General features: G+C 72.2%; 23 protein-coding genes. 10 read left to right on the top strand and 13 right to left on the bottom strand.

Translation table 11 applies throughout. From position 1 onward, the window contains the following. The first annotated feature begins 31 nt into the window (after positions 1 to 31). The 6 genes from FYW99_RS18700 to FYW99_RS18725 all read left to right on the top strand — a co-directional run bounded on the left by FYW99_RS18700 (position 32) and on the right by FYW99_RS18725 (position 6,052). Positions 32 to 1,792 (top strand): MFS transporter, encoded by a 1,761-nt coding sequence (locus FYW99_RS18700; protein WP_150253329.1) that lies wholly within the window; start codon positions 32 to 34, stop codon positions 1,790 to 1,792. A 154-nt stretch (positions 1,793 to 1,946) separates the two neighbouring features. Further along, a complete protein-coding gene (locus FYW99_RS18705) occupies positions 1,947 to 2,336 on the top strand; it encodes a VOC family protein (RefSeq protein WP_061080084.1) in 390 nt (129 codons plus the stop codon). A gap of 10 nt (positions 2,337 to 2,346) precedes the next feature. Then, on the top strand, positions 2,347 to 2,730 hold the full coding sequence (locus FYW99_RS18710; RefSeq protein ID WP_150253330.1) for a VOC family protein: 384 nt from the start codon (positions 2,347 to 2,349) through the stop codon (positions 2,728 to 2,730). A 1-nt stretch (position 2,731) separates the two neighbouring features. Then, the gene (locus tag FYW99_RS18715) at positions 2,732 to 3,724 is read left to right on the top strand and encodes a sigma-70 family RNA polymerase sigma factor (protein ID WP_150253331.1); all 993 of its coding nucleotides are present in this window, start codon (positions 2,732 to 2,734) and stop codon (positions 3,722 to 3,724) included. A 391-nt stretch (positions 3,725 to 4,115) separates the two neighbouring features. Continuing rightward, complete coding sequence (locus FYW99_RS18720) at positions 4,116 to 4,319, top strand: cold-shock protein (RefSeq protein ID WP_061080081.1); 204 nt, start codon at positions 4,116 to 4,118, stop codon at positions 4,317 to 4,319. 248 nt (positions 4,320 to 4,567) lie between these two features. Further along, positions 4,568 to 6,052 (top strand): DEAD/DEAH box helicase, encoded by a 1,485-nt coding sequence (locus FYW99_RS18725; RefSeq protein ID WP_150253332.1) that lies wholly within the window; start codon positions 4,568 to 4,570, stop codon positions 6,050 to 6,052. Between the two features lie 125 nt (positions 6,053 to 6,177). Here FYW99_RS18725 and FYW99_RS18730 read toward each other — a convergent pair whose 3' ends face one another. The 9 genes from FYW99_RS18730 to FYW99_RS18765 form a co-directional block, all read right to left on the bottom strand. Then, entirely contained in the window at positions 6,178 to 6,981 is an 804-nt protein-coding gene (locus FYW99_RS18730; RefSeq protein ID WP_150253557.1) for a formylglycine-generating enzyme family protein, read from the bottom strand. Positions 6,982 to 7,367: 386 nt separating this feature from the next. Next, complete coding sequence (locus tag FYW99_RS18735) at positions 7,368 to 9,260, bottom strand: S9 family peptidase (protein ID WP_150253333.1); 1,893 nt, start codon at positions 9,258 to 9,260, stop codon at positions 7,368 to 7,370. Positions 9,261 to 9,442: 182 nt separating this feature from the next. Further along, positions 9,443 to 11,278: an acyl-CoA dehydrogenase family protein gene (locus tag FYW99_RS18740; protein WP_150253334.1), complete on the bottom strand. Its 1,836-nt coding sequence runs from the start codon at positions 11,276 to 11,278 to the stop codon at positions 9,443 to 9,445. A gap of 9 nt (positions 11,279 to 11,287) precedes the next feature. Further along, positions 11,288 to 12,031 carry an AfsA-related hotdog domain-containing protein gene (locus tag FYW99_RS18745; protein ID WP_150253335.1) on the bottom strand — a complete coding sequence of 248 codons (744 nt, stop codon included), beginning with the start codon at positions 12,029 to 12,031 and terminating at the stop codon, positions 11,288 to 11,290. Beyond that, complete coding sequence (locus tag FYW99_RS18750; protein ID WP_150253336.1) at positions 12,024 to 12,860, bottom strand: SDR family NAD(P)-dependent oxidoreductase; 837 nt, start codon at positions 12,858 to 12,860, stop codon at positions 12,024 to 12,026. Before FYW99_RS18750 ends, FYW99_RS18745 begins: the two co-directional genes overlap by 8 nt. Further along, complete coding sequence (locus FYW99_RS32410; protein WP_223839209.1) at positions 12,857 to 13,243, bottom strand: 3-oxoacyl-ACP synthase III family protein; 387 nt, start codon at positions 13,241 to 13,243, stop codon at positions 12,857 to 12,859. The genes FYW99_RS18750 and FYW99_RS32410 overlap by 4 nt, the downstream gene beginning before the upstream one ends. After that, positions 13,152 to 13,574, bottom strand: a complete 423-nt coding sequence (locus tag FYW99_RS18755) for a hypothetical protein (protein WP_317847003.1) — start codon at positions 13,572 to 13,574, stop codon at positions 13,152 to 13,154. The genes FYW99_RS32410 and FYW99_RS18755 overlap by 92 nt, the downstream gene beginning before the upstream one ends. 985 nt (positions 13,575 to 14,559) lie before the next feature. Next, positions 14,560 to 15,075, bottom strand: coding sequence for an ATP-binding protein (locus FYW99_RS18760; protein WP_150253337.1), 516 nt, complete (start codon positions 15,073 to 15,075; stop codon positions 14,560 to 14,562). Positions 15,076 to 15,244: 169 nt separating this feature from the next. Then, positions 15,245 to 16,387 carry a methyltransferase domain-containing protein gene (locus FYW99_RS18765; RefSeq protein ID WP_150253338.1) on the bottom strand — a complete coding sequence of 381 codons (1,143 nt, stop codon included), beginning with the start codon at positions 16,385 to 16,387 and terminating at the stop codon, positions 15,245 to 15,247. A 323-nt stretch (positions 16,388 to 16,710) separates the two neighbouring features. On the opposite strand from FYW99_RS18765, the gene FYW99_RS18770 reads away from it, so the two are divergent. Both FYW99_RS18770 and FYW99_RS18775 read left to right on the top strand, forming a co-directional pair. After that, positions 16,711 to 18,204, top strand: coding sequence for a hypothetical protein (locus tag FYW99_RS18770; protein ID WP_150253339.1), 1,494 nt, complete (start codon positions 16,711 to 16,713; stop codon positions 18,202 to 18,204). Continuing rightward, positions 18,201 to 18,683, top strand: coding sequence for a hypothetical protein (locus FYW99_RS18775; protein ID WP_150253340.1), 483 nt, complete (start codon positions 18,201 to 18,203; stop codon positions 18,681 to 18,683). Before FYW99_RS18770 ends, FYW99_RS18775 begins: the two co-directional genes overlap by 4 nt. A gap of 198 nt (positions 18,684 to 18,881) precedes the next feature. Here the strand turns inward: FYW99_RS18775 and FYW99_RS18780 are convergent, their stop codons facing one another. Continuing rightward, complete coding sequence (locus FYW99_RS18780) at positions 18,882 to 19,784, bottom strand: alpha/beta fold hydrolase (protein WP_150253341.1); 903 nt, start codon at positions 19,782 to 19,784, stop codon at positions 18,882 to 18,884. 33 nt (positions 19,785 to 19,817) lie between these two features. Beyond that, a complete protein-coding gene (locus FYW99_RS18785) occupies positions 19,818 to 20,183 on the bottom strand; it encodes a VOC family protein (RefSeq protein WP_150253342.1) in 366 nt (121 codons plus the stop codon). Positions 20,184 to 20,340: 157 nt separating this feature from the next. Here FYW99_RS18785 and FYW99_RS18790 point away from each other — a divergent pair, with 157 nt between their 5' ends. After that, positions 20,341 to 20,985 carry a TetR/AcrR family transcriptional regulator gene (locus tag FYW99_RS18790; RefSeq protein WP_223839212.1) on the top strand — a complete coding sequence of 215 codons (645 nt, stop codon included), beginning with the start codon at positions 20,341 to 20,343 and terminating at the stop codon, positions 20,983 to 20,985. Positions 20,986 to 21,563: 578 nt separating this feature from the next. Here FYW99_RS18790 and FYW99_RS18800 read toward each other — a convergent pair. Both FYW99_RS18800 and FYW99_RS18805 read right to left on the bottom strand, forming a co-directional pair. After that, positions 21,564 to 23,336, bottom strand: coding sequence for an ABC transporter ATP-binding protein (locus FYW99_RS18800; protein ID WP_150253345.1), 1,773 nt, complete (start codon positions 23,334 to 23,336; stop codon positions 21,564 to 21,566). Then, the gene (locus FYW99_RS18805; RefSeq protein ID WP_223839214.1) at positions 23,333 to 25,090 is read right to left on the bottom strand and encodes an ABC transporter ATP-binding protein; all 1,758 of its coding nucleotides are present in this window, start codon (positions 25,088 to 25,090) and stop codon (positions 23,333 to 23,335) included. Before FYW99_RS18805 ends, FYW99_RS18800 begins: the two co-directional genes overlap by 4 nt. 477 nt (positions 25,091 to 25,567) lie before the next feature. Between FYW99_RS18805 and FYW99_RS31825 the strand changes: the two genes are divergently transcribed. After that, on the top strand, positions 25,568 to 25,732 hold the full coding sequence (locus FYW99_RS31825) for a hypothetical protein (RefSeq protein ID WP_190394716.1): 165 nt from the start codon (positions 25,568 to 25,570) through the stop codon (positions 25,730 to 25,732). Positions 25,733 to 25,774 lie beyond the last annotated feature (42 nt).

The raw sequence follows: 25,774 nt of genomic DNA on the forward strand, positions 1-25,774 counted from the left end.
CGTGCGGATCCGACGGACGAGGAAGATCACGATGAACGGCGCGAAGCCGACCCCCGCACGCGCGGGAGGACGCGAGTGGCTCGGGCTCGGGGTGCTGGCCCTGCCCACCCTGCTGCTCTCCCTGGACATGAGCGTGCTCTACCTGGCCCTGCCCCACCTGGCCGCCGACCTGCGGCCCTCCGGCAGCCAGCTGCTGTGGATCATGGACGTCTACGGATTCATGATCGCCGGGTTCCTCATCACCATGGGCACCCTCGGCGACCGCATCGGCCGCAGACGCCTGCTGATGATCGGCGCCGCAGCCTTCGGTGTGGCCTCCGTGGCCGCGGCCTTCGCGCCCAGCTCCGCCGCGCTCATCGCCACCCGCGCCCTCATGGGCGTGGCCGGAGCCACCCTCATGCCCTCCACCCTGGCCCTGATCAGCAACATGTTCGTCAACCCGCGACAGCGCGCCGTGGCCATCTCGGTGTGGACGAGCTGCTTCATGGGCGGCACCGCCGTCGGCCCGGTCGTGGGCGGGCTCCTCCTGGAGTGGTTCTGGTGGGGTTCGGTGTTCCTGCTCGGCGTCCCCGTCATGCTGCTGCTCCTGGTGTGCGCGCCCCTGCTGCTCCCCGAGCACCGCGCTCCCGACCCCGGGCGGTTGGACCTGGTCAGCGTCGCCCTGTCCCTGGCCGCCATCCTGCCGATCGTCTACGGCCTCAAGGCCGTCGCCGAGGGCGGACCGGTCCTCGGGCCGCTCGCCTCCCTCGGCTTCGGTCTGGCCGTGGGCGCGGTGTTCGCCCGCCGCCAACTGCGCCTGTCCGACCCGCTGTTGGACCTCGGACTGTTCCGCCAGCCCTCCTTCGGTGTCGCGCTGGGTGTGATGATGGCGGGCGCGGTCACCATGGGCGGCACGTTCCTCCTGATCAGCCAGTACCTCCAGATGGTCGCCGGGCACTCCTCGCTGGTCGCGGGGATGTGGCAGGTGCCCCCGGCGCTGGCGATGATCGCCGCCACCATGGCCGGAGGGCCGCTGGCCGCGCGCGTGGGCCGGGCCAACGTCATCGGCGGCGGCATGCTCGTGACCGCGTCGGGGTTCGCCCTGCTGTTCCTGGTCCCCGTCGAGGGCGGAACACCGCTCGTGGTCGCCGGGCTGCTGCTGGCCTCGGTGGGGCTGGGCCCCGGCGCCGCGCTGGTCACCGACATCGTGGTGGGCTCGGCGCCCAGGGAGAGGGCGGGGGCCGCCGCGTCCATGTCCGAGACCAGCGGGGAGTTCGGCGTCGCCATGGGCGTGGCCCTGCTGGGCAGCCTGGCCTCGGCGGTCTACCGCGCCGGGATGACTGTTCCCGAGGGCGTGCCCGAGGAGGCGGGCCAGACCCTGCCCGCGGCCGTGGCCGCGGCCGCGGAGCTGCCCGCGGGCCTGGCCGAGAGCCTGCTCGGCCCGGCGCGCGAGGCCTTCACCTCCGGCATCAACCTGGTCGGGGTGATCGGCTGCGCGGCCATGGCCGTGTTCGGGGCGGCCGCCGTGGTCCTGCTGCGCTCGGCTCCGTCGGGAACGCCGCAGGAGCGGGAACCGGCGGAGGAACCGGTGGACGCTTCGGGGGAGGAAACCGCGGACACGCCCGAGGCCGGGTCCGAGAGCGCCCCGGCGCCCGGCCCGGCGTCCGGTCCGACGGGCGGGCGGCTGACGGGACTTGAACCGGTGGCGGCGGACCTCGCGGAGAAATCTGTGGCAGGAGAACCGTCGCTGGCCGATGAGTCCGCGGACGCCGACGGGTCAGTACGGGTGAGCGGCACCGAGCGCCGGACCTGAGGCCGTCCGGAACCGGTGACCCCGGCCAGGGGCTCCGGACCCGGTCGCCCCGGACCCGGCGGCGCCGACCCGTACGACGGTCCGCACCCGGCGCCGCGGACCCGAACACCACACCCGGCCCTCCCGGGCCACCTGACAACTGACGGAGGAGACCATGGAACGCCCCAACCTCGACGGCATGCTGCTCGCCACCACCGACCCCGACCGCCTGCACGACTGGTACGCCGACGTCCTCTCCCCGCAGGACGACGTCGACATGGACGGCTACCGCGTCCTGCGCCTGGGGACCTTCCACCTGCTCATCGACCGCCGGGACGACGTCGCCCCCAAGGCGGGCGACCCGACGCGCATGATCCTCAACGTCGACGTGGACGACGCCCGCGCCGTCGCCGCCCGCGTGGACGCGCGGGGCACCGGGTGGCTGGCGCCCCTGGAGGACCGCGACGGCAGCCTGTTCGGCACCGCCGTCGACCCCGACGGCAACCACGTCCAGATCATCCAGCTCAGCGACGAGCACCGCGCCGCCATGGCGCGCGAGAGCTAGGGAGAAGACCGTGTTCGACACCACCAGGGCCTTCGGCTCCTTCGCCGTCCCCGACCCCGAGCGGGCCAGGGAGTTCTACGGCACCACCCTCGGGCTCGCGGTCGGGCCCGTCGAGGGCATGGAGGAGCACGACCTGCTCAGCATCGACCTGGGGGAGGGGCGGGCGATCCTCGTCTACCCCAAGCCCGACCACGAGCCCGCGGACTTCACCGTCCTCAACCTGCCCGTGGACGACATCGACGCCGTCGTGGACGAGCTCGCCCGCCGCGGCGTCGGGATGCTCCGCTACGAGGGCTTCGACCAGGACGGAAAGGGGATCTCGCGGGGCGTCCCGACGGTGGCGTGGTTCGCCGACCCGTTCGGGAACGTGTGTTCTGTCATACAGGAGGCGTAACGTGACGGTCGTGGTGGAACACGCGTCCGACCAGGACTTCATGAGTCTCGCCGACCCCTACCGGCGCGAGCTGTTCGCGCACTGCTACCGCATGCTGGGGTCGGTGCACGACGCCGAGGACCTGGTGCAGGAGACCTACCTGCGCGCCTGGAGGGCCTACGACCGGTTCGAGGGCCGCTCCAGCCTGCGCACCTGGCTCCACCGGATCGCCACCACGGCCTGCCTGACCGCCCTGGACAAGCGTCAGCGGCGGCCCCTGCCCACCGGGCTCGGCGGACCCACGGCCGAGCCCGAGGGCGAACTCGCCGACCGCCCGGAGCTGCCCTGGCTGGAGCCGGTGCCCGACGTCCTGGTCGGCGCGGACGACCCCGGCGCGGTCGTGGCCGCGCGCGAGAGCGTGCGCCTGGCCCTGGTCGCGGCGCTCCAGTACCTGCAACCCAAGCAGCGGGCGGTGCTGATCCTGCGCGACGTGCTGCGCTACAGCGCGGCCGAGGTCGCCGACACCCTCGGTGTCTCCGTCCCCGCGGTCAACAGCCTGCTCCAGCGGGCCCGCGCCCAGCTGGCCCGGGTGACCCCCACCGAGGAGGAGGTCGCCGAGCCCCGGCCGGAGCAGCGCGAGGTCCTGACCCGGTACGTTACCGCGTTCGAGTCCTACGACATCTCGGCGATCACCGAGCTGTTCACCGCCGACGCGGTGTTCGAGATGCCGCCCTTCGCCACGTGGGTGCGCGGCGCCGAGCACATCGGCCGCCTCATCGCCGCCCACTGCCCGGCCAGGGGCCCGGGCGACCTGGCGCTGGTGCCGACCGCCGCCAACGGGCAGCCCGCCTTCGCGCTGTACATGCGGGGCGGCGACGGCGCCCACCGGGCGTTCGGGATCCAGGTACTGGAGCTGGCGCCCGGGGGAGGCGCGGTCGCCCACACGGTGATGTTCTTCGACACCGCGCTCTTCCGGCATTTCGGGCTGCCCGCCGTGCTGTCCCCGCGCCGTTGAGGCGGTGACGGGGCGCACGGGCGGCCGTCGGCGCTCGCAGGGGAGACGAGCCCGTGTCCGGAGTGCGGGAAACCGGGGGAGTGGGAGCCTGCCGCTGGCATGTCCGCTGGTAAGGCGCATCATTCCCATGTAAGCGGAGTGACCCGCGTGTCGGACCCGACCGTGTGTACGGGAGCCCGTTCAACGCCTTCTGCGGGCGGATCGTTACCACGTTTTTCGGTGCCATGTGACACACGGTGTTTCTGTGGCACAGGGAGGAAGGTGTGCTAGATTCAGTGGAGTTGCAGTCGTGATTCCCGTTGGATGTACATCTTTTTCGGGTTATTGCCGCAGTGACGGGAAAATCGTCAGACCGCGGTTTTCTTCATACTCCCGAACGAGAGGAACACCCATGGCGACCGGCAAGGTCAAGTGGTTCAACGGCGAAAAGGGCTTCGGCTTCATCGAGCAGGACGGCGGCGGCCCCGACGTCTTCGCCCACTACTCCGCCATCCAGGCCAACGGCTACCGCGAGCTCGCGGAGGGCCAGGCCGTGGACTTCGACGTCACCCAGGGTGCCAAGGGCCTTCAGGCCGACAACATCACCCTGATCTGACTGAGCTGAGACTCCTTCCGGGGCAGGGGCCCGCCCTCGCGGCGGCGGCCCCTCCCCGGTTTTGCTTTTCCCGGACCGCTCTTCTGGCCGTCGTTCTCCGACAGGCGCTGGTCCGGTCCTCTGCCACGACCCCGGGTTCTCCGTGCTGGCCGTGGATCCAAGACTCTTTCCGGCGCACACCCGGTGTCACACGCCGAAGCCCCCCGAGGGCTTCCCGCCAGGCACGCGTCGGCGGCGAAAGGCCCCATATGAACCAACCTCGCACCAACGCGCGTCGCGGCCGTCCCTCCGGCAGCTACGGCCGTCAGCGCCCCCACCAGTCCGGTGGCCGCCCCCAGCGCGGCGGCTTCGGCGGACGCCAGGCAGGACGCTCCTCCGGAGAGTTCGCGCTCCCCGTCTCCACCACCCCCGCGCTCGACCCGGTCCACGCCTTCCAGGACCTGGAGATGCCCGCGCCGCTGAAGTCGACGCTGGCCCGCCAGGGCCTGACCACACCGTCGGCCATCCAGGCGGCGACGCTGCCCAACTCGCTGGCCGGGCGCGACGTCCTGGGCCGCAGCCAGACCGGGTCGGGCAAGACCCTGGCCTTCGGGCTGGCGCTGCTCGCCCGGTTGGAGGGCCGCGTGGCCGACCCCCACCGCCCCCTGGCCGTGGTGCTCGCACCGACCCGCGAACTCGCCCAGCAGGTGAACGACTCGCTCGCCCCCTACGCCCGTTCGCTGCGCGTGCGCACGACGACCGTGGTGGGCGGCATGCCCATCAGCCGTCAGGCCCGCGCCCTGCGCCAGGGCGTGGAGCTGGTCGTGGCCACCCCGGGTCGCCTGCGCGACCTGATGGAGCGCGGCGACTGCGTCCTGGACCAGGTGGACGTCACCGTCCTGGACGAGGCCGACCAGATGACCGACATGGGCTTCATGCCGCAGGTCACCGCGATCCTGACGGAGGTGCCCGCAGGGGGACAGCGCATGCTGTTCTCGGCCACCCTGGACCGCAACGTCGACACCCTGGTCCGCCGGTTCCTGAACGACCCGGTGGTCCACTCGGTCGACCCGTCCGAGGGCGCCGTCTCCACCATGGAGCACCACGTCCTGCACGTGTCGCACATCGACAAGCAGACCACCGCCACCCACATCGCGGCCCGCGACGGGCAGGTCATCCTGTTCCTGGACACCAAGCACGCCGTGGACCGGATGGCCAAGCACCTGCTCAACAGCGGCGTCCGGGCGGCACCGCTGCACGGCGGTCGGTCCCAGCCCCAGCGCACCCGCACCCTCAAGCAGTTCAAGGAGGGCACGGTGACCGCGCTGGTGGCCACCAACGTCGCCGCGCGCGGCATCCACGTGGACGGGCTGGACCTGGTGGTCAACATCGACCCGCCCACGGACCACAAGGACTACCTGCACCGGGGCGGACGCACCGCCCGCGCGGGCGAGACGGGCAGCGTGGTCACGCTCGTGCTGCCCAACGAGCGCCGTGACATGGCCAGGCTGATGCAGCGGGCCCGGATCGACGCGCAGGTCGCCCAGGTGAGTGCGGGCGACCCCGAGCTGGCCCGGGTGACCGGCGCCCGGGAGCCCTCCGGGGTCCCGGTGACCCTGCCCAGCGGTCCGCGGGAGGAGCCGCGCCGCCAGGGCGGTCGCGGATCGGCTCCGCGCGGGTCGGCCCCGCGTGGCGGATCGGCTTCGCGCGGCGGGTCGGCCTCGCGCCGCCGCGGTCCCCGCCGCCCGGCCTAGACCGTATTCCTTGGAAGTGCCCCGTGCACCGGTTTCCGGTGCTCGGTCCTCGCGTGCCCGGCCGTGGAGATCCACGGCCGGGCACGCGGCTCTCGGCCCGCGTCAACCGGACGCACGGCCCCGGTTCACAGCGACCGTGCGAGCCGGAATCCCAGGTCGTCGACGCGCAGGGTCGGGTGGCTCTTGCGGCGGCACGACGCCCGGCAGCCCCGGGGATGGTCGTTCCACCCCCCGCCGCGGAACACGCGGTACGGGCCGTAGACCGCGGGGTCGTAGACGTCCCAGCACCACTCCCACACGTTGCCGATCGTGTCGTACAGCCCCCAGGCGTTGGGCGCCCGCGTCGCGACGTCACGCGCCCCGTCGCCGGAGTTGGCCCGGTGCCAACCGATGTCGTCGAGTTCTCCGTAGCGAACGCCGGAGCTCCCCGCCCGGCACGCGTACTCCCACTCCGCCTCGGACGGCAGGCGGTAGCCCCCGGCGTTCCAGTCGCAGGCCACGTCCAGCGCGTCGGGGTCGTCGCCACCGGAGTAGCAGGGTTGGAGCCCCTCGGCCCGCGAGAGCAGGTTGCAGAACCGGACGGCGTCCAGCCAGGAGACCTCGGTCACCGGCGTCCTCGGTCCGGCGGCGCCCGCAGTGTCCGCCTCGTTCGCGACGCCTGACCCACCCGCAGCACCAGCCGCGTCGGTGACACCCGCCGCGCCCGCTGTGCCCACGGCACCAGCCGCACCTGCGACACCCGCGGACGCTCCATCGGCCTCACGCGTTCCGCGAACCCCGGTGTTCCCGAACACCCCGCCCATGACGGCGGCGTACAGATCGCGGGTCACAGGACACGGCGCCAGCCGGAAGGCGTCGACCCCGACCTTCCAGTCCGTCCTCGTTCCCTCGTCCCGCAGGACGATCTCTCCGGCGGGGATCTCGATCATGTGTTCCGCGAACGCGCGGTAGGGGGCGGCCCCAGGACTCGTCACGCGGTCCTTCCTACACGACCGCCGTGCGTCGGCGGCCAGCGGGTGCGTAAGGGGGCCAGCGGGTACGCGATGGGCGACGGTCAGGCCTGACCGACCCTTCCCCGGTCAGGTCCGCTCCCGGTCAGCGCTCGTTCCCGCTCCGGCACCGGACCGGTCCGCGACCGCGCTCCCGCCCTCCGCCAGGGCCCGTCCTCCGGACCGCTTCGGGCCCCCGCCTCTCCTGTCCCGGCCCCGGGCCCAGCTCCAACCCGGGGCCCGCGCTCGTCGGTCCCGCCCGGCCGGGAGGCGCGGTGGAGGGGCCGGGCCCCGGCCGCCCCCGTGCGGCCAGGGCCCGGCCGGGCTCAGTTCCGGCGTCCGCCGAGGTGGCGGGCGAGGAAGCGCTCGGCCGCGCGGTGGAGGTCGAGCTGGTTCTCCGGGTTGACGAACCCGTGTCCCTCGTCCTCCTTGAGCAGGTACTCCACGTCCACGCCGCGCTCGCGCAGCGCGGCGACGATGTTGTCGGACTCGGCCTTGACCACACGGGCGTCGTTGGCCCCCTGGACGACCATCAGGGGTGTGGTGATCCGGTCCACCCGGCTGATCGGTGAGCGGGCCAGCATGTCGGCCTCCTGCTCGGGGACGGCCGGGTCGCCGACGTAGCGGTACCAGTTGTTGGCCAGCACGGGCCGCACGAACGCCGGTTGGTTGCGCATGAAGTTGGCCAGGTCGGAGATGCCGACGTAGTCGACGGCGGCGGCGAAGCGGTCCGGGGTGAAGGTGACCCCGACCAGGGCGGCGTAGCCGCCGTAGGAGCCGCCGAAGATCGCCACTCGGTCCGGGTCGGCGTAGCCCTGCGCGACGGCCCAGTCCACGGCGTCGATGAGGTCGTCGTGCATCCTCCCGGCGAACTCGCCGATCGCGGCCTTCATGTGGGCCTTGCCGAACCCGTTGGAGCCGCGGAAGTTGACCTGGAGCACCGCGTAGCCCCGGTTGGCCCACAGCTGGACGGTCGGGTCGAAGCCCCAGGCGTCCCTCGCCCACGGGCCGCCGTGCACCAGCAGCACCATCGGCAGGCCCTTCGGCTCCACGCCCACCGGCAGCGTCAGGTAGGAGGGCAGCTCCAGCCCGTCCCGGGCGGTGATGGTGACCGGCGTCATCGGCGCCATCGCGTCGGGGTCCAGGTGCGGTTGGGGGCGGAACAGCAGCCGGGACTGGCCGGTGGAGTGGTCGTAGAACCAGGTCGTGTCCGGGTCGCGGTCGTGGGTGAAGGACACGACCCACCGCCGCCCGCTGTCGTCGCAGGACACCGCGCCCAGGTCGCCCTCGGACAGCTTCTCCAGCTCGGCCAGCACCTCGGCGAAGTGCGGGTCCAGGGCATGGATGACCTGACGCTCGCCCAGGTAGCGCACGCCCAGCAGCTCACCCCGGTGGTCGAGGATCAGCGGCGGGGGAAGGGCGGAGACCTGCGCGCGCGTGTCGATGTCGAAGACCGGGTGGCTGTCCACCTCGCTCTCCTCACCCGTGGACAGGTCCACGCGCACCAGGCGGGTGCGGTCGGCGCCCCGGCTGGAGCCGATCCACATCCCGGTCCCGTCCGGTGTGACCTGCGCCGGGAAGACCCCCAGCGGATAGTCGGCGCCCTCGTACACCAGGACGCTGCTCGTGGTGTCCGTCGCGGAGTCGTGACGGGAGATCTCGAAGTCGCTGTTCTCGTTGAGAGTGGTGGAGAGCAGCTCGCCCTCCCGGCCCCGCGTCCAGATCCCCGCGGCGCCGGGGCTCTGGGCCAGCATGGTGAGCTCGCCGGTGGCCACGTCGAGTTCGTGCAGGTCGAACTCGGCGGCGTCGCGGGCGTTGAGCGAGACGGTCATCCTCCCCGGCCGCCGCCGGGAGGGTTCGAAGCTGACGACCCGTGCGCCGGGGAAGGGGGTCAGGTCCACCGCGGTGGGCTCGGCGGCGTCCAGGTCGACCCGGAACAGGTGCCAGTTCTCGTCGCCGCCGCTGTCCTGGAGGTAGAGCAGCCAGCGCGGGTCGTCGGTCCACTGGTAGCTCTGCACGCTGCGGGTCTCGTCGGCGGTCACGCAGCGCGGTTCTCCGTCGAAGTTCCCGGTCGGGTCGAGGCCTTGGACCCAGACGTTGAGCCGGTCCTTCCACGGGGCCAGGTAGGCGAGGCGGGTGCCGTCCGGCGAGATCGACGCGCCAGAGCGCTGGGGCGGGTCGAAGAAGTCCTCGACCGGGATCAGGTCGGGCAGTGCCATGTCGTTTCCCTCGTTCGTGTTCGGTGACGCGGAATGAACTACGGCCAGGAGAAACCATGCCGACACGGCACACTCAACAACCCGCGTGTGTGACGGGAGACACCTTTCCGGATCGGGGGAGGATGCCCGGCGTTCGCCGGAGGCGGGGGGCGAAGGGCGCGCGGCTCCGGGCGAGGCGGCCGTCACGGGCGGCCGTCCGCGCCCAGCCGACGGGAGTAGTCGGGAAACGCGATCGGCGCCCCGATCTGTTCGAACGGCAGGTCGAGTACGTCCACTAGCGCCTCCGCGTCGACCTCGCCGAGCAGGGACCGGCGCAGGTCGAGCATGACCAGGTACTCCTCGCGGGTGAGGCTGCCGTGGGCCAGGTGCTCAGCCGCCCGGTCGCCGATGGCGTCGAGCGCCCACAGCCCGAACAGGGGCGAGAGGAGTTCCCCGGCGGGTGACCCGGCGAGCGGGGCCGCGGCCTCCTCGAAGGACTCGAAGGCCACCCGCCGCGAGTGCGCGGAGGCGAGCGCGAGCAGCAGCCACAGGTGCCTGTCCCACTGCCGCGGGGGCGCGGCTGCCCCGGCGGAGCCGCCGAGGACGGAGCGGGCGTGCGCGAGCAGGCGCCGCTCGTCCTCGGCGAACAGGTACGACCACATCCGCGGGTCCCCCGGAGAGCGGCCCGGGGGAGGCTCCGGGCGGGGCCGCTCCCCGTCCTCCTCCAGCACCAGTGCGCGCCCCACGTCCAGGAGGATGAGCCGGTTCTCCCCGCCCGCGCTGTTGTAGACGTGGGTGAGGGCCTCGTAGGAGGAGATCCTGTTGGCGTCCAGGGCGCCCTGGGCGCCGCAGCGCCGCCGGGACTCGGCACAGGCCCTCTCCGCCGCCTCGGTGGCCGCGGTCTTGGCCAGGGACAGCTCCCGGCTCACCGAGGCCCAGGGGGTCCAGGCCGCCGCCCCGCCGTCTCGTCCGCCGCCCTCCGGTCCGACCCGGGGCGGACCGCCGCGGGCGCGTGCGCCGCGGACCAGGAAGGTGGTGGCGTAGGCGGCGGCGAGCGCCCCGTACACGGACTCCTGCTGGATCCCGTAGCCGATGACGGGCACCTCCCCGGCGTGCGCGCTCACCGTGACCCGGTGCCGCGAGTACCGGTAGGAGATGCCGGCGGTCGCCCGGGTCACGGCCGCCAGGGCCGTGGCGCCGGCCGCCGAGGCCGCGGAGGAGACCGCCAGCGAACGCGTGAGCCGTCCGCCCCGGTGGGAGGGCGGTTCCTCGAAGAGCCCCTGCGGGGAGATCCCGGCGCTGTCCCGCAGCCAGCGGCCGAATGGTACGGGCGCGTCCCGGAAGGAGACCAGGCAGTGGTCCAGCGGGGAGACACCGCTGTGGGGCAGGCGCGTCACCCGTACGCCGGGGCGGGGTCCGTGCTCGTCGCTGATGTCGACCAGGAAGGGGAAGACCCCGTGCTGGCCGCCGCCGGTGCACAGCTGTGCGTACACCAGGCCCGTCTGCGCGATCCCGGGGGTCCCGACCGTGCCCATGAACTTGGCGTCCTCCGGTTCGGGGGTCGTGATCCTGAAGCCGGGCAGGCTCGGGTCGTACTCGGCCCGGGTGCGTACGGAGACGTGGCTGCCGCCGCGCCCGACCTCGGTGATCAGGACGCTGCCGACCGAGGAGAGGTCGTCGAGCCGGTCCACGGCCTCGCGCAGACCGGGGTTGTCGTCGCCGAGGGTGAGGGCGGCGTTGAGGCACACCTCGTAGTGCACCATCGCGCGGAGGAAGAGGGAAGGGTCGACCACCGCGGTGTGCCCGAGCACGTCGAGGAGTCGTTCGGGCGAGCGCAGGGCCTGCCTGCCCCCGCCGATGCGCCCGTTGAGGACGCGCAGGCGTTCGTAGGTGAGGTGGTGGAACTCCTCCGCGGAGGAGAAGTCGGCCGGCGCGAAGACCGGGTGGTCGAACAGGGCGGCGATCTCCGCCCCACTGCGGGGCGCGCCGTGCAGGAGCGCGCGGAGCCGGTCGCGCTCCCCGGTGGTCGTCGGTGGCATCTGTCCTCCTCAGCCGGACGCGGTCCGGCTCTCGTCGCGGGCGCTTTCGATCACCCTCCGTGACTGGGTCTGTTCTATGCGGTGGATGTCGGGAGGGTCGAAGGCGTGGAAGGAGAAGCGTCCCGTGGCGGCGACATGTCCCTGTTGCAGGTAGGAGACCTCCGCGCGCAGCGGCCGTCTGTCGCCGGAGGCCGGCCCCTGGGGTACGAGGGTGACGCGGACCTCGACCGGCAGCCAGAACAGGAACCGCTCGAAGTCGAACGCGCACTCGTGCATGACCGGGTACGGGGGGAGCCGCCCCTCCCCGGAGGGGTACAGGGCCCGGGTGGCCCAGGTCGTGGCCTGGATACCCGCCTCGATGAGCAGCATGCCCGGCAGGTGCTGCCGCTCGGCGGTGTGGTCGTGCATGATCTCGTTGCCGTCGGCGACCACCAGGTCGCACCCGACCGTGTGGCCGCTCACCCGCGGCCGTGCGATGACCACGTTCTCCTGGATGGTCTTGAGCACCTCGGCGCGCGGGAGCGGCGCGGGAGGAGGGGCGTCGAGGAACACGGTCCGCGACCGCCCCGCCTCCGCGACGACCTGGTCCAGGTACTCCCAGTCCCGGGGGCCGACGCCGAGGGCGGGGAGCAGGTACCCCTCGCGCAGCTCGCCGGTACGGAGCGCGTGGAGGACCTCCCGGTAGGTTCTGATCTCGGGGTGGAGCCGGGGCGTGGGGAACCCGTCGCCGACGACCCAGAACCGTTCATTCATGCGGGGCCTCCTGAGGGGGCGCGGGCTGGGGCATGGCGGGGAAGGCCGACAGGCCCCCGTCCACCGCCAGGTACTGGCCGGTGACGAAGGCCGCGGCCGGGGAGCAGAGGAACACGGCGGGGCCGGTGACGTCCTCGACCCCTCCCCACCGGCGCATCGGCACGTTGGTGAGGGCGGCCCCGGCCATGGCCTCGGTCCCGTGGACGGGCCTGGTGAGCTGGGTGCGCACCCAGCCGGGGCACAGCGCGTTGACGCGTATCCCGTCCCCGGACCACGCCACGGCCAGGGAGCGCGTGTAGGAGAGCAGGGCGCTCTTGACCGCCCCGTAGGACTCCATGCCCGGAACGGCGACGAGCGCCGCCGCGGAGGACATGAGCAGGACGCAGGCGCGTTCGGAGCGCCGCAGGTGGGGGTGGGCCGCGCGGCACAGTCGCACTGCGGCCAGCAGGTTGAGGTCCACGACCCCCCGCCACTCCTCGTCCGAGGTCTCGGTGACGGGGCGCAGGACCATGCTCCCGTCGGCGTCGGTGTGGGGGCCGCCCGCGTTGTGCACGAGCAGGTCCAGCCCGCCCAGGGCCGCGGCGGTCGCGTCCACGGCGTTGGCGGCCGTCGACGGTTCCCTCAGGTCCCCGGGCACGACCACGGCCTCGCGCCCGAGGTCGGAGATCTCCCGTGCCACCTCCTCCAGGGCCGGTCCGTTGCGCGCGCACAGCCCTACGTGCGCCCCCGCCTCGGCCAGCGCGAGGGCGGTGGCCCGGCCGATGCCCTGGGAGGCACCGGTGATCAGTGCCCTGGCACCGTCGAGGCGGAACTCCTGCGTGATGCTCATGTGAGATCTCCTCCCTCTTCGTCGCGGGTGCGGCCGCGTTCGGTCCTGGTCCAGGTCAGCAGGCCGCAGCCCCAGGTCATGCCGGCGCCGAAGGCCATGAGCAGGACGCGGTCCCCCTCGCGCAGGCGTCCGGTGGCCTCGGCCCGGGCAAGGCCGAACGGCACCGATCCGGCGCCGATGTTGCCCACGAGGTCACCGGTGATGAGGACCCGTTCGGGGGGCACTCCCGCCTGCGCGCAGGCCCTGGCCAGCAGCAGCGGGTTCGGCTGGTGCGATACCACCAGGTCGATGTCATCCAGGGCGAGGGCGTGCTCCTCCAGGCACTCCTGGACCATGCGCGGCAGCACACGGAGGGTGAACTCGCTGATGGCCCTGCCGTTCATACGGATGGTGTGGCCGCCGGAGGCGACGGTTTCCGGGGAGGCCGGGCGCCGGGTGCCCCCGGAGAAGACCCCGACCAGGTCGGCCCCCCCACCCGTCGGCTCCCAGCCGGAGGGGGGACAGTCCCTCCCCGCCGTCCCCCGAGGTCAGCACCACGGCTCCGGCCCCGTCCGCGAAGAGGGAGGCCGTGGCCCGGTCGGCGGGGTCGACGAAACGCGAGTACACCTCGGCTCCGACCACCAGGGCGGGCGGGGCGCCCGGCCTGGCGTGCAGCCAGCACCGCGCGACCTCGAGCGCGTACAGGAATCCGCTGCACGCGGCTCCCACGTCCATGGCGACCGCGTCGCGGGCGCCGATGCGGCTCTGGATCCGACAGGCCACCGAGGGGCCGAACTCGTCGGGCAGGGACGTGGCGCTGACGATCAGCCCGACCTGGTCCGGCCGCAGTCCGGCGGAGGTCAGCGCACGCTCGCAGGCCCGCGCGGCCAGGTCCGAGGTCGCCTCGTCCGGGGCCGCGCGCCTGCGCGCCAGCACCCCCGTGCGCTGGCTTATCCATTCCGCGGAAACTCCCGCGTGTTCTGAGATCCGCTCGTTGGAAACCTCTTCTGTGGGCAGGTATTCGCCTACTCCTGATATTCGAACGGACAAGGGGGCTCCAGGGTACTGGTCGGGGCAAAGGGGAAAGAAACATTCCCGTCGGATGTCGCGGCAAAACTCCTTTTCTCCTGGTGAAAGAAGAAGGAGGATGTTTCCTCTGGGGGCTGTGAACCCAGGAGTCAGGAGGTCAGGTGGCCTGTGGTGATCGTGCGGATTCCGGACGTGCGGGAGGGTTTTCGAGGGTGGTTCTTCGTTGTTCCGGTGAGCTTGGGCGGGTTCGGTAGGCCCCGGTTTTTTTCTGGGAATTCGGGGGTTGCGGGTCCTGTCCTGTTCCTGTACGGGAAAGGGCTAGATCTGGTTCCGGGCTGCGGGAAAAATATTTTCTCCGGGAGAGTTCCGTCCTCGGATGAATCGCCCGGACACGGCAGGTACGTAGCTGGTGGATATGTGTGCGAGATGACATGGGAACGGTCTACCGCCGGCGCTTCGCGGGCGCCGGGCGCAACTGGACGGGACTCCGCCGCCCGGCCCCCGCTCACGTGCCGGGCCCCATGGCGGAGGAGCACGTCGCGACTGGACGGGGGAACCTACGCCGCCGGGGAGGAGGACCGGTGCAGGGGTCGCCTGCGGCGGCGCGGGGAACGGGCCGGGAGGAGGAAGCACCGCTGAACGGCTCAGGGCCCGCGGCCCCGGGCCCAGCTCCAACCCGGGGCCCGCACCCCTACACCGCCACCCGGCGCAGGCTCCACCGCGGCGCGAGGTCGAACTCCGCCCAGATCACGCGGCCCCGGTCCTCGCCCGGCGCACCGGCCCGACGGGCTCCCCAGCGCGCGGAGAAGTGGCCGATGAGCAGAAGCCCCTGACCCAGCGCGAGCTCCCGCCAGTCCTGGTCCGCCTCCGGACCCGGCACGCGGGCCAGGGCGCCCGGGATCCACCGGTCCGCCACCGACAACCGCAGGACACGCTGCCCACCGGGGTCGTGGCGCAGGACGAGTGTGCGCACCACCTCCGCCCCGCTGCCGCCGGACCGGACCCGTTCCATGGTGTTGGCCAGCATCTCGCTGGCGCACAGCACCACGGCGGCGACCAGTTCCTCGTCGGCGCCCGAGATCCGCGACAGGTCGGCGCGCAGGTCGGCCCGGGCTCTGCGGATGGCGGCCAGGCTCGCGGGATAGCTGCGGCGCTTCCAGCGCCTGTCCAGGTCGATCGGTCGCCGTGGTCGTGGCAGGACGGTCATCTGTCTTCTCCTCGGTTCGTGCGACGGCCGCACGGGCGGTTCCCACAGGAACGGCCTCCACGGTTCGTCGGGTCCTCGTGTTCTCTCGTGTCCGCGTGCCTTCGTGTCCTCGTGAGGGCGGAGACCCCGGAGGCCGTGGCCCCGGCCGCCCGGCGCTCCGCCCGCCCCCTCACCTCGTGGCGGCGAAGATCGTGGCCTCGTCGTCCAGCCACACCAGCTGGTGTTCGGCCGACACCGTCAGTCCGAACCGGGTGTGCGCGGGACGCCCCGCCTCCACCCACAGCAGGTGTGCCGCCTCCAACTCGTCGAACAGCCTCCGGGGGCCGTGCTGGCGCACCTCGTAGCCCTGGTCCCGGTGCCCGGGGTCGATGTGCCAGGAGGCCCACGACCAGGTCGAGGAGTCCAGCAGGTACACCGTGAACCGCGGGTCCTCGGGTCCGCCCCCGAGCCGGACGATCCGGTGGACGTCGGGCATCTGCAACCCCACCGCGAAGGCCCCGTCGGAGTCGCCGACCACCTCTCCCGGGTGCAGCCGGGAGCACGTCGTGGTGTGCTCGTCGTCGTCCGGCCGGACGTAGGTCTCCAGCAGGTGGCGCGGGGCCCGGTCCGCGCGCGACCACATGCGGTCGGTGTGCCCGGTGAACCTCCCGTGCGCGGTCCCGTGCGGACCGACCACGAGGTCGGCCGTCACCCCGCGGTGGAAGGCGGTGCCCCACGGTGTCAGGACGCGTCCGCCGGGCTGGCACTGCGCCACCCAGGCGTAGGGGACCCGCTGCACCGTCACCGCGCTGACCACCCGGTCGTAGGGCGCGCGCCCCGCCCAGCCGCGCATGCCGTCGCCGCTGACCACCAGCGGCGTGAGCCCCGCGCTCATCAGCCGCACCCGAGCCTGTTCGGCCAGTTCGAAGTCGATCTCCACGGAGGTGACGGCGTCGTCGCCCAGGAAGCGCGCGAGCAGGGCGGCGGTGTACCCGCTGCCGGTGCCCACCTCCAGCACCCGCATCCCCGGCGAGACCCGCAGCCGCTGCACCGTCTCGGCCACCGAGGACGGCGCCGGGGACGAGGACGTGGGCTCTCCGGGGCCGTAGCGGGCTCCGTCGTCGACCTGGGTGACGACGGGGACGTCGGCGTAGGCGGCCTCCAGCCACCGCAGTTCGCCGCGGTAGCGGTCGACGGGCACGCCCGTGTCGGGGTCGGCGATCTCGTCGGGCAGGAACAGGTGCCGCGGAACCGCCGCGAAGGCCCCGCGCCACTCCGCGGCCAGGCCGCCCTCGACGAGGCGTTCGACCATCCTCTCGTGCGGGGGGATCATCTGCCGCACCTCCCGCATCTCCCGCACCGCCTGACGCACTCGGGGCGCCCGGCCCGGACGGGCCTTCCGCGCCGCCGGACGTGTGAATCACTCGTGTGAACAGCACCGACACCGGCTCCGGACTCGTGGCCCGTGTCGCCGTCGTGCCCTGCCTGTGGGGTGGAGGTCACCGCTCTTCTCCTCGGGGGGCTCCCGGCATGGACGAACCAGGGTCTTGCGTCCATTACGGGGACGGGGGTTTCCGGGTAAGGATTACTACGGAAGATGTAACGCCGTTCGTCCGCGAGGGCGGAATTCCGTGCCGATATACACCGGCGGTATGCATGACGAAATCCCTGGTCGGTCCCCGTCTTTCCCCGTCACGGGCTTTCTGGGCCCGTGCCGACGTCCTGCGCTCGCTGGCCGAGCACGACGCCGGAGCCCTGTTCTCGCTCGTACGCCAGCACACCGGTGCCAGCCAGCAGACGATCGGCTCCGCCGTCGACATGGCCCAGCCGCACGTGAGCGCGATCATGGCGGGAAGACGCCTGGTCACCGCGCTGAACACGTGGCAGCGCATCGCCGACGGCCTTGCCATGCCCTCCGAGGCCCGCCGGACCCTGGGCCTCGCGGATTCGGGTGACGAGTATTCGAAGGGCGTTTCCTGGACAGAATCCTCGGTGCAAGAAGACGGTTTATGGTCCGCGTCCAGAACGGCGCAGGACATCGTCGACATCACGCTGAAGGACCTGATGAAACGCAGAGACGCATTCGCGGTCGGCGGCGCGCTCCTGATGGGCGCCGCACTGACGGAGACGCTGGAACACTGGCTGCTGCCCGGCCCGGCCGCCCCCGGCCTGGTCCGCGGCACCATCGGAGAGGCCGAGCTGGGGCGGATCGAGGCCGCCACCGTGGCGCTGCGGCACTGGAACGACAGATGGCGCCTGGGCGTGCGGCGCAAGGCCGTCGTCGGACAGCTCTCGGAGGTGTCCGAACTCGTGGAGACCCCCCAGCCCGCCTCCGTGCAGGGGCGGCTGTTCGCGGTGATGGCCGAGCTGTCCAAGACCGTGGCCTCGATGTCCTTCGACGCCGGGGACCACCCCACCGCGCAGCGGTACTACACCCTCTCCCTGCGCGCGCTCCACCAGGCCGGGCCCGAGCACCGCCCCTACGGTGTCGGGGTCCTGGCCGACATGGCCCGGCAGATGCTCGACCTGCACCGGCCCGAGGACGCCCTGGACATCTCCCGCCTCGCGCTCGACAGCGCGGACTCCACCGGAGCGCCCGCGCTCGTCCGGGCGATGCTGCGCACGCGCGAGGGCTGGTCCTACGCCCGGATGGGCAGGTCGGAGGCCTACCGTCGCACCGTCATCCAGGCCGAGGACCTCCTCGCGGGCGCGAACGGGGAGGACGTGCCCGACTGGGTGGGCGGCTTCGACCACGCCGAACTGGCCGGGGTGGTCGGCGCCCGCTACCGCGACCTGGCCGTGCTCCAGGAGGACCCGGGCGCCCGGCGCAGGCACGCCGAGTCCTCCGCCGCCTACATCACCAAGGCGCTCCAGCTGCGCGCCCCCTCGGGCAAGCGCGGACGCGCCTTCGACCTCATCGGGCTGGGCCGCACCTACCTGCTGCTCGACGAGCCCGCCGAGGCCGCGCGGGTGGTGCGCCAGGCCGCGGCCCTCGAACCCTCCCTGGGTTCGGGCAGGGTCCGCAGGCGCCTGCGCGATTGGTACACCGAGTCCGCCACGCACCACCGCGACCCGCACGTGGCCGAGGTCCGCGACGAGTTATCACATACGCTGCTGCACCATCAGCGAAATGTGAAAGGGATGACGTGACTCGAATCGGAATCACCGGTCATTCGAATCTTTCCGGCGACAGCGTCACGTTGGTGCGCAAAGCTCTGGTGGCGGCGCTCGGTCCCCACGCCGACGACGGGCTCGTGGGTGTCTCCTGCCTGGCGCGCGGCGCGGACCAGCTCTTCGCCGAGGCCGTGCTGGAGGTCGGGGGCAGACTTGAGGTCGTGCTGCCCTCGGCCGACTACCGCGAGGCCAAGGTCAAGCCCGCGAACCTGGACCGTTTCGACGACCTGCTCGTGAGCTCCTCGCTGGTGCGCTACATGCCGCACCGGCGGGCGGACCGCGCCGCCTACGAGGACGCCAACGAGGCCGTCCTGGAGTGGGTGGAGCTGCTGTTCGCGGTCTGGGACGGCCAGCCCGCCGACGGCAGGGGCGGGACCGGGGACGCGGTCGAGGCGGCGCGGGGGAGGGGCGTGCCGGTGGAGGTCATCTGGCCGGAGGGAGCCCGACGGGACTGAACCCGGCGCCCGGCACCCCGCCCCGCGCGGGGCGGGGACCGTGCCGGAGCGGTGTGGTCCGGGGCCGTGAACCGTGCCGGAGCGGACGGGTCAGGCCCCGGCCCGGCTCCGCGCGGCCGGAACCCTGACCGGTGTCGGAAGAGAGCGTGGTCGGGACCGCGGGCGGTCCCGACCACTTCCGGCCCTGGCCACTTCCGGTCAGTGCTGCTTCGGTGCGCCGTCCAGAGCGCCGTGCAGGGCCTCGGCGAAGGCGCGGGGATGGGTACCGAAGCCCACGTGGTCACCCGGGAAGGCGACCGGTTCCGTGCCCAGGCGCCGGACGAGCGCGAGCCCGATGTCGTGGATGGGCTGCCCGGCGGAGGCGTCGCCCAGGCCCACCGTCACCGGAACACTCCCTTCCCGCAGCGCCTCCACGTCGGGCTGGTACAGCGACAGCGGCATCAGCCCGTGGGCCAGGAAGTACGCGAAGTTGCCGCTGACCCGCTCGAAGGTCTCGGGGTCCTCGTGCATGGGCCCCTCCGTCGCCGCGCCCTCGGGTTCGCGCCCGCCGTCCTCCTGCGCTCCCTCGGCCTCCTCGTCCAGGCCGTTCATCGCCATGAACTTGCCGATCGCCGCCTCCACGCCCTCGCGCTGGTAGGTGTCGTAGACGTCCTGGTCGCGGGCGAGCACCTCGGAGGGGTCGTCGAGCAGCATGAGGCAGGGCGGCTCGTGCGCGAGCAGCGCGCGGACCGACCCGGGGTGGCGCACGGCCATGTCGAGCCCGATCTGGGCGCCCGCGCTGTTGCCGAACACGTAGGCCGGGCCCGCGCCCAGTTCGGCGACCAGCCTGGCGGCGTCGTCGCTGTGCACCTCCACCCGCTGGTCCTCGGGCTCGCCGTCCAATGTGCTGCGCGAGTTGCCGCGGGGGTCGTAGGCCACCGTCGTGTAGCGGTCGGACAGGTGCTCGGCCAGGGCGGTGTAGACGCCCGCGTCCTGCGGGCCGCCGGGAATCATCAGCAGCACGGGGCCCGAACCGCGGACCTCGTAGTGGATCCTGGCGCCCGGAACCTTCAGCGTGTGCGCGCCCGGTGAGTGGCGCGAGTGGTGCGAGTGGTGCGACATGTCTGCGTCTCCTGCCTCTTCCGTGTCCGGCGGTCAGCTGTCGCTGAGCACCATGCGGTTGCCCTCGCTGTCGCGGAACTCGGCGGCCGTGACCCCCGGCTGCCACATCGCCTCCTGCGGTTCGGTGACGATCTCCACTCCCTCGGCGCGCAGGGCCTCGACCGTGCCCTCGACGTCCTCCGTCACCAGGACCATGACCGGCTCGGCGGACGGGTTCCCGTCCGCGCGGCGCTGGAAGTGCAGGTGGGTCCGGGAGCCGGGGAAGCCGAGCTCGATCCACCGCCACCCGTCGTCGGACATGGGCGCGTCGGTCACCACGGTGCAGCCGAGGCGGTCGGTGTAGAAGGCCTTGGCCCGCTCCTGGTCGAAGACGGGGAGTTCGGCGAACTTGACGTACATGTGGCTTCTCGTTCCCTCTGACGCGCTACCGCGTTCGGTCCGGTTTCACACTGGACCGTCCAGTACCGTATTTGCTGTGAAACTAGACCGTACAGTACCCATATGACAAAAGGGTCGAAACGAAACCCGGGACGACGAAGACGAGGTGTTGAACAGCGTGAACCCGCCAGTGGAGGAGGGGCTGAGCCGCTCGGCCCGCAAGCGCCGGGCCATCCTGGGCGCTGCGGAGGAGGTCTTCCTCAGAGGCGGCTACCTCGGGACGAACATGGACGAGATCGCCGCGCTGTCGGAGGTGTCGAAGCAGACGGTCTACAAGCACTTCGGCAGTAAGGAGGGGTTGTTCGTCGAGATCGTCACCAGTATGACCTCGGGTGCGGGGGACACCGTGCGCGACGAGACGCCCGAGCCCGGCCGGGTCGAGGACGTGGAGGCCTACCTGCGGGACTACGCGCGCCGCCAGCTCACGATGGTGCTCACGCCGCGGTTGATGCAGTTGAGGCGGATGGTGATCGGCGAGGTCGCGCGTTTTCCGGAGCTGGCGCGGGTGCTGTACGACTGCGGGCCGCAGAGGGCGATCGCTGGGCTTGCTGAGAGCTTCGCCCGGTTGGGGGAGAGGGGGCTACTGGCGGTGGAGGATCCTCTGCGGGCGGCGTCCCACTTCAACTGGCTGGTGATGTCGGAGCCGGTGAACCGCGCGATGCTGCTGGGGGACGAGGCCATTCCGGCGGAGGCGGAACTGTGCCAGCATGCGGAGGAGGGAGTGCGGGTGTTCCTCGCGGCGTACGGGGTTGACGGTCGTTAGGGGAGTCGTGGGGCGTTTGAGTTTTATGGGGTCGGTGTCTGTTTTTTGGGAAGTTGGAAAAATGGGCGCTTGCCACTGGTAAGTTCGCAGGTGGTTGACTGTGCTCCCCGCGCACGCGGGGATGGTCCCGCCGCCGGATGGGCGATCGTCACCATCGACCGGTGCTCCCCGCGCACGCGGGGATGGTCCCGGCTGGAGAGCCTCGGTCACCCTCTTGAGCAAGTGCTCCCCGCGCACGCGGGGATGGTCCCGCTCTCTGCTGAGCGAAAATGTTGCCGGTGTGGTGCCGGGGACTCTCCTCCCCGGTGATCTTGCTACTGGTGCCACTGTGGACCGTCGACAGTGCCTCTGGGAGCAAGATCATCCTCGATATGCACGCCCCGGTGAACCTTTCCGGTCACCGCGCTAGGTCACGGCAGCGCGCGTGCTCCCCGCGCACGCGGGGATGGTCCCCGCACCAGGTCGTACTCGCCCAGCTCCAACCCGTGCTCCCCGCGCATGCGGGGATAACCCCCGGTCGCACCAGGGACAGCCACCTCCTTCGTCGCTCCAGGTCCGGCACACCCGGTCAGATCCGGTCAGACGAAGTACCGGGCCTGGAGGCGGAACAGCTCGGCGTAGAGCCCGTCGGCCCGGCTCAGCGTGTCGTGGGTGCCGGTCTCGACGACCCGGCCGCCGTCCAGGACCACGATGAGGTCGGCCGCCCGGGCGGTCGTCAGACGGTGCGTGACGAGCACGGTCACACCGCCCTCCTGGCGGCTCAGGTCGGCGTACCGCTGGAACAGCCGCTCCTCGGCCCGTGCGTCGAGGCTGGCGGTGGGCTCGTCCAGGATCCGCAGCAGCGGTGCCCGCCGCATCGCCGCCCGGGCGTTGGCGACCGTCTGCCACTGGCCGCCGGACAGTCCCTTGCCGTCCCACGACTTCCGCCCGAGCCGGGTGCCCAGGCCCTCGGGCAGCGAAGCGAGCAGCGTGTCACCGCCGACCGTCCGCAGTGCCTCAAGGACCCGCTCCGGGTCGTCGCGGTCCTCGATCCGGCCCAGCCCGACCGTGTCCCGCAGGGACATCTCGATGTGCACCGGGTCCTGGAAGGCCGCCGTGATCCGGGCGCGCCACTCGTCCGGGGCGAACCGCGCGAGATCGGTTCCGTCCACCAGGACGCGCCCCCCGCCGGGCTGGTAGAGACCGCTGAGCATCTTGACCAGCGTCGACTTGCCCGCTCCGTTCTCGCCGACCAGGGCCACCACGGTGCCAGCCGGGAGCTCGAGGTCGATGTCGCTCAGCGCGGGCTGATCGCGGTTCCAGTACTGGAAGCCCAGTCCCTCCACCCTGATGCCCCCGTCCAGCCGGGCGGGCACCGCCACCGGCGTGGTCGGCACGACGGCCGCCCGCTCCGCGGTGCCGTCCTCCACCACGTCGAGGAACGCCCGGGTCGCCCGAAGCGACTCCAGCGACCAGAAGGACAGGTTCAACAGGCTCTGCACCTGGCCGGTGATCTGGCTGCTGACGGCGACGGCCGCGACGATGAGGCCGAGCGGGGCATCGCCGGACAGCCCGGCCCGCACCATCAGGGCGACGGCGGTCGCGTACGCCAGCACGAAGAGCAGCCAGGCCAGCGCGACCGGTACCCGGGCCAGCCGATCGGTCCGGGCGATGTCCCGGCTTCCGGCGTCCCACTCCTCGCGGTGCCTGCGCCGCAGTTCGCCCGCCAGCCCGAAGAGGCGGGTCTCGCGGCCGGGTGCGGCCGTCGTGGCGAGCGTGAACAGATGACCGGCCAGCCGGGTCCGGGGCGTGGCACGCTCCACGGCCTGACCGCGCTTCCTGTCCGCCGCTCGGGTGGCCAGCACCGCGGGGACGGCGAAAAGCGGTAGCAGGGCCAGGACCGGAACGACCGAGGCCATCAGGACGGCCGAGGTGACCAGGGCCAGCGCGGCTCCGGCCAGCCACATCAGCCGGTCGAAGCCCGGCCCGATCTCGCCCCGCGCACCGCGGACCACCGCCGCCTTGTCGGAGCGGCTCGAACGCTCGTGGACCTCCAACGTCGGCGTCGTGCCGACCACGTCGATGAACCGGCGTTCGACCTCGTTCTGGATCTCCTCCTGGAGGCGCAGGCGGGTGAAGTAACCGGCGATAAAGGTTCCCTGGGTGAGCATGACGAAGACCGCCACACACAGCGCGAGTACCACCAGGCCGCCGGTCGAACGCCCGCTCGCCACCTCGCTGAACAGTCCGATCGCCACCGCGAGGCCGATCCCGGTGGCCTGTTCGAGAATCGCGATCGCCACCACGACCAGGGAACGGAACCGGTCGGTGCGGTATCCGGTCGTGAGGACGAAGCGCAGTGCGTTGATCACGACGGTGCCTCCTCGAAACGCTTCGCCTGCAGTCGGAACAGCTCGGCGTACCGGCCGCCGGCACTGATCAGGTCCTCGTGCGTGCCGTCCTCGACGATCCGGCCCTGGTCGAGCACGACCACCCGCTCCGCCTTGCGCACGGTCGCGAACCGGTGGGAGATCGCGACGGTCGTGGCCCCCGCGGTGAGCTCGTGGAACGTGTCGTAGAGCTGGGCCTCGGCGCGGGCGTCCAGGCTCGCGGCCGGTTCGTCCATGATCAGGAGCCGTGCGCCGTGCCGCAGGCCGAACAGCGCCCGGGCGATGGCGATGCGCTGCCACTCGCCGCCCGACGCGTCGACCCCGCCCGTGTACCCGCTGGACATCACCGTGTCCCAGCCGTGCGGAAGCCCCTCGACGAACTCCAGCAGTCCGGCCTGCCGCGCCACGGCCCGCAGCCCCTCCTCGTCATCCGCGTGAGCCAGGGAACCGAAGGCGATGTTGGCCCGCACGGTCAGCTCGTAGCGGCCGAAGTCCTGGAAGACGGCGACCACCTGACGCTGCCAGCTCCGGCGGTTGGCGTCCTCGACCTGGGTCCCGCCGACGTGCACGCGACCCCCGCTCGGAGCGTCCAGCCCGGCGAGGAGCCGGGCCAGCGTCGTCTTGCCCGCCCCGTTGAGACCGACGACGGCGAGCGACTGACCCGCGGGAATGTCGAGGTCGATGCCGTGCAGCACGTCGTCCGTGGCGCCGCCGTACCGGAAGCGCAGGTCCGCACAGGAGACGGTCGCGACCGGCTCCGCCCAGCGAGCGGCCTCCGGCCCGTCCGGCGGCGCCACGACCGGGAAGGCGAGCGCCTCGGCGGCCGCCTTCGAGCCGAAGCTGGTGCGCAGGTCGTCCTCGTCCGTCCGGAGCACCTGGAGAAGAGCCAGGAGGGCGAGGCCACCGAGCGCCAGGTCGCCCACCGTCGTTCCTCCGGTGGCGGCCCGGTACGCCAGGTAGTAGAGGACCGAGGCGACCGTGACGCCGGTGACCACGACGATCACGACGACGAACACGCGGTGCTCGCGCCGCCGCCGCCAGACCTGCGTCATGTTCACGCGCCACTCCGAGTGGTAGGCGTCGCGGAAGAAGGCCGTGAGGCCGAAGAGGCGCACCTCCCGGGCCGCGCCCGGCGTGGTCGGCACGTCCCGCAGGTAGGACGTGCGGCGGAGCTTCTCCGTCTGGTTCGCGGTCTCGATGACAGCGATCCGGTAGTTGCGGACCAGCCGGGAGTGGAGCACGACGAAGACGGCGAACACGATGAGCCCCAACCCCCAGGTGACCTGGGTGAGCACAACCGCGGACCCCACGCCGGTCACCCACAGCGAGGCCTTGGCCGACAGGCCGAAGACCGCCTCCCCGGGTGGCATGTCGATGGTCCCGTCGCCCCGCGCCCGTCCGAGCCGGTCCAGGTAGGCCGGATCCTCCAGGTGGCCGATGGTCGCCGGTTCCGAGGCCGCCGTCATCACCCGCTCCCTCAGTCGGCCGGTGACCCGGCGGCCGAGGTCCCGTCCCAGAGCCGTGCGCGCCGACTCGGCGATATGGGTGAGGAGGAACAGTACGACGACGAGGGCGACCCAGCGGTAGCACTCCCGCGCCGCCGGGGTGTCCAGCCCCTGGCCGATGGCTGAGGTGAGCCCGTCCACCAGCCCGCCGACCCCGATGGTGATGCCGACCGGGGCCGCACCGGCGAGGACGGCCAGCACCGTGGTCAGGGTGGCTGTGCCCGGTGCCACGGAGAAGGAGTACCGGACCAGGGCGGGAAGCACCCACCGCGTCGCCGGGGGAGGCGGCGTCGCGGGGGGAGACAGTCGGCTCGTATCGGCGGTCACGCCTGCTCCCCGTCGTCGGGGTTACGGGCGATCATGCCCCGGACCTGGGTGCCTGCCATCTTTCCTCCTGGTCGACCGCGGGTACCTCTTTCATGGCCGCTCCCGAGAAACTCACGGCCCGTGAACGGCGAAAATCCTGTCGCCGACCCTGCGGGCTCCTCGCGTTTCCCGCCCGGACCCGGGAGAGCTGTGACAGCCTCCTCCGGGATATCGATCCGGCACGGCGAGGAGCACGCTACGGGGGAAACCGCTTGGAATGCGACGGGTTTTCCGGCGGCTGTCCGGAACGTGGTGCGTCGGCGGGCTCCGCCTCGCTCGGCGCCTTCGACGATCCGGATTTTGCTGTTCCCGCAAAGTTTCGTGACGCTCCCCCCGGAGCGAGTGCACTATCGCGGTACGCACCCCTGGAACGTGGTGGTCACCGGCGACGGCCCGGCGGGTCTGGGCGCGGGACTGACCCTGTGCCGTGCACCCGTTCACCCCGAGCTGGAGGCGCAAGCCGCCGAGCACGTGTTCGGCGGACACCGACACGGCTCCACGCCCTGAACAGACGTGAACCCGGACATGCCGATGAGCCCGCGGTCCGAC

Origin of the sequence: Nocardiopsis deserti, from assembly GCF_008638355.1 — a bacterium.
Lineage (GTDB): Bacteria > Actinomycetota > Actinomycetes > Streptosporangiales > Streptosporangiaceae > Nocardiopsis > Nocardiopsis alborubida.

What these genes read in the sequence shown, in the direction of transcription:
- FYW99_RS18700 (WP_150253329.1), top strand. Translation starts at nt 32, where the DNA reads ATGAACGGCGCGAAGCCGACCCCCGCACGCGCGGGAGGACGCGAGTGG.
- FYW99_RS18705 (WP_061080084.1), top strand. Translation starts at nt 1,947, where the DNA reads ATGGAACGCCCCAACCTCGACGGCATGCTGCTCGCCACCACCGACCCC.
- FYW99_RS18720 (WP_061080081.1), top strand. Translation starts at nt 4,116, where the DNA reads ATGGCGACCGGCAAGGTCAAGTGGTTCAACGGCGAAAAGGGCTTCGGC.
- FYW99_RS18725 (WP_150253332.1), top strand. Translation starts at nt 4,568, where the DNA reads ATGAACCAACCTCGCACCAACGCGCGTCGCGGCCGTCCCTCCGGCAGC.
- FYW99_RS18730 (WP_150253557.1), bottom strand. Translation starts at nt 6,981, where the DNA reads ATGATCGAGATCCCCGCCGGAGAGATCGTCCTGCGGGACGAGGGAACG.
- FYW99_RS18735 (WP_150253333.1), bottom strand. Translation starts at nt 9,260, where the DNA reads ATGGCACTGCCCGACCTGATCCCGGTCGAGGACTTCTTCGACCCGCCC.
- FYW99_RS18740 (WP_150253334.1), bottom strand. Translation starts at nt 11,278, where the DNA reads ATGCCACCGACGACCACCGGGGAGCGCGACCGGCTCCGCGCGCTCCTG.
- FYW99_RS18745 (WP_150253335.1), bottom strand. Translation starts at nt 12,031, where the DNA reads ATGAATGAACGGTTCTGGGTCGTCGGCGACGGGTTCCCCACGCCCCGG.
- FYW99_RS18750 (WP_150253336.1), bottom strand. Translation starts at nt 12,860, where the DNA reads ATGAGCATCACGCAGGAGTTCCGCCTCGACGGTGCCAGGGCACTGATC.
- FYW99_RS32410 (WP_223839209.1), bottom strand. Translation starts at nt 13,243, where the DNA reads ATGAACGGCAGGGCCATCAGCGAGTTCACCCTCCGTGTGCTGCCGCGC.
- FYW99_RS18755 (WP_317847003.1), bottom strand. Translation starts at nt 13,574, where the DNA reads ATGGACGTGGGAGCCGCGTGCAGCGGATTCCTGTACGCGCTCGAGGTC.
- FYW99_RS18760 (WP_150253337.1), bottom strand. Translation starts at nt 15,075, where the DNA reads ATGACCGTCCTGCCACGACCACGGCGACCGATCGACCTGGACAGGCGC.
- FYW99_RS18765 (WP_150253338.1), bottom strand. Translation starts at nt 16,387, where the DNA reads ATGATCCCCCCGCACGAGAGGATGGTCGAACGCCTCGTCGAGGGCGGC.
- FYW99_RS18770 (WP_150253339.1), top strand. Translation starts at nt 16,711, where the DNA reads ATGACGAAATCCCTGGTCGGTCCCCGTCTTTCCCCGTCACGGGCTTTC.
- FYW99_RS18780 (WP_150253341.1), bottom strand. Translation starts at nt 19,784, where the DNA reads ATGTCGCACCACTCGCACCACTCGCGCCACTCACCGGGCGCGCACACG.
- FYW99_RS18785 (WP_150253342.1), bottom strand. Translation starts at nt 20,183, where the DNA reads ATGTACGTCAAGTTCGCCGAACTCCCCGTCTTCGACCAGGAGCGGGCC.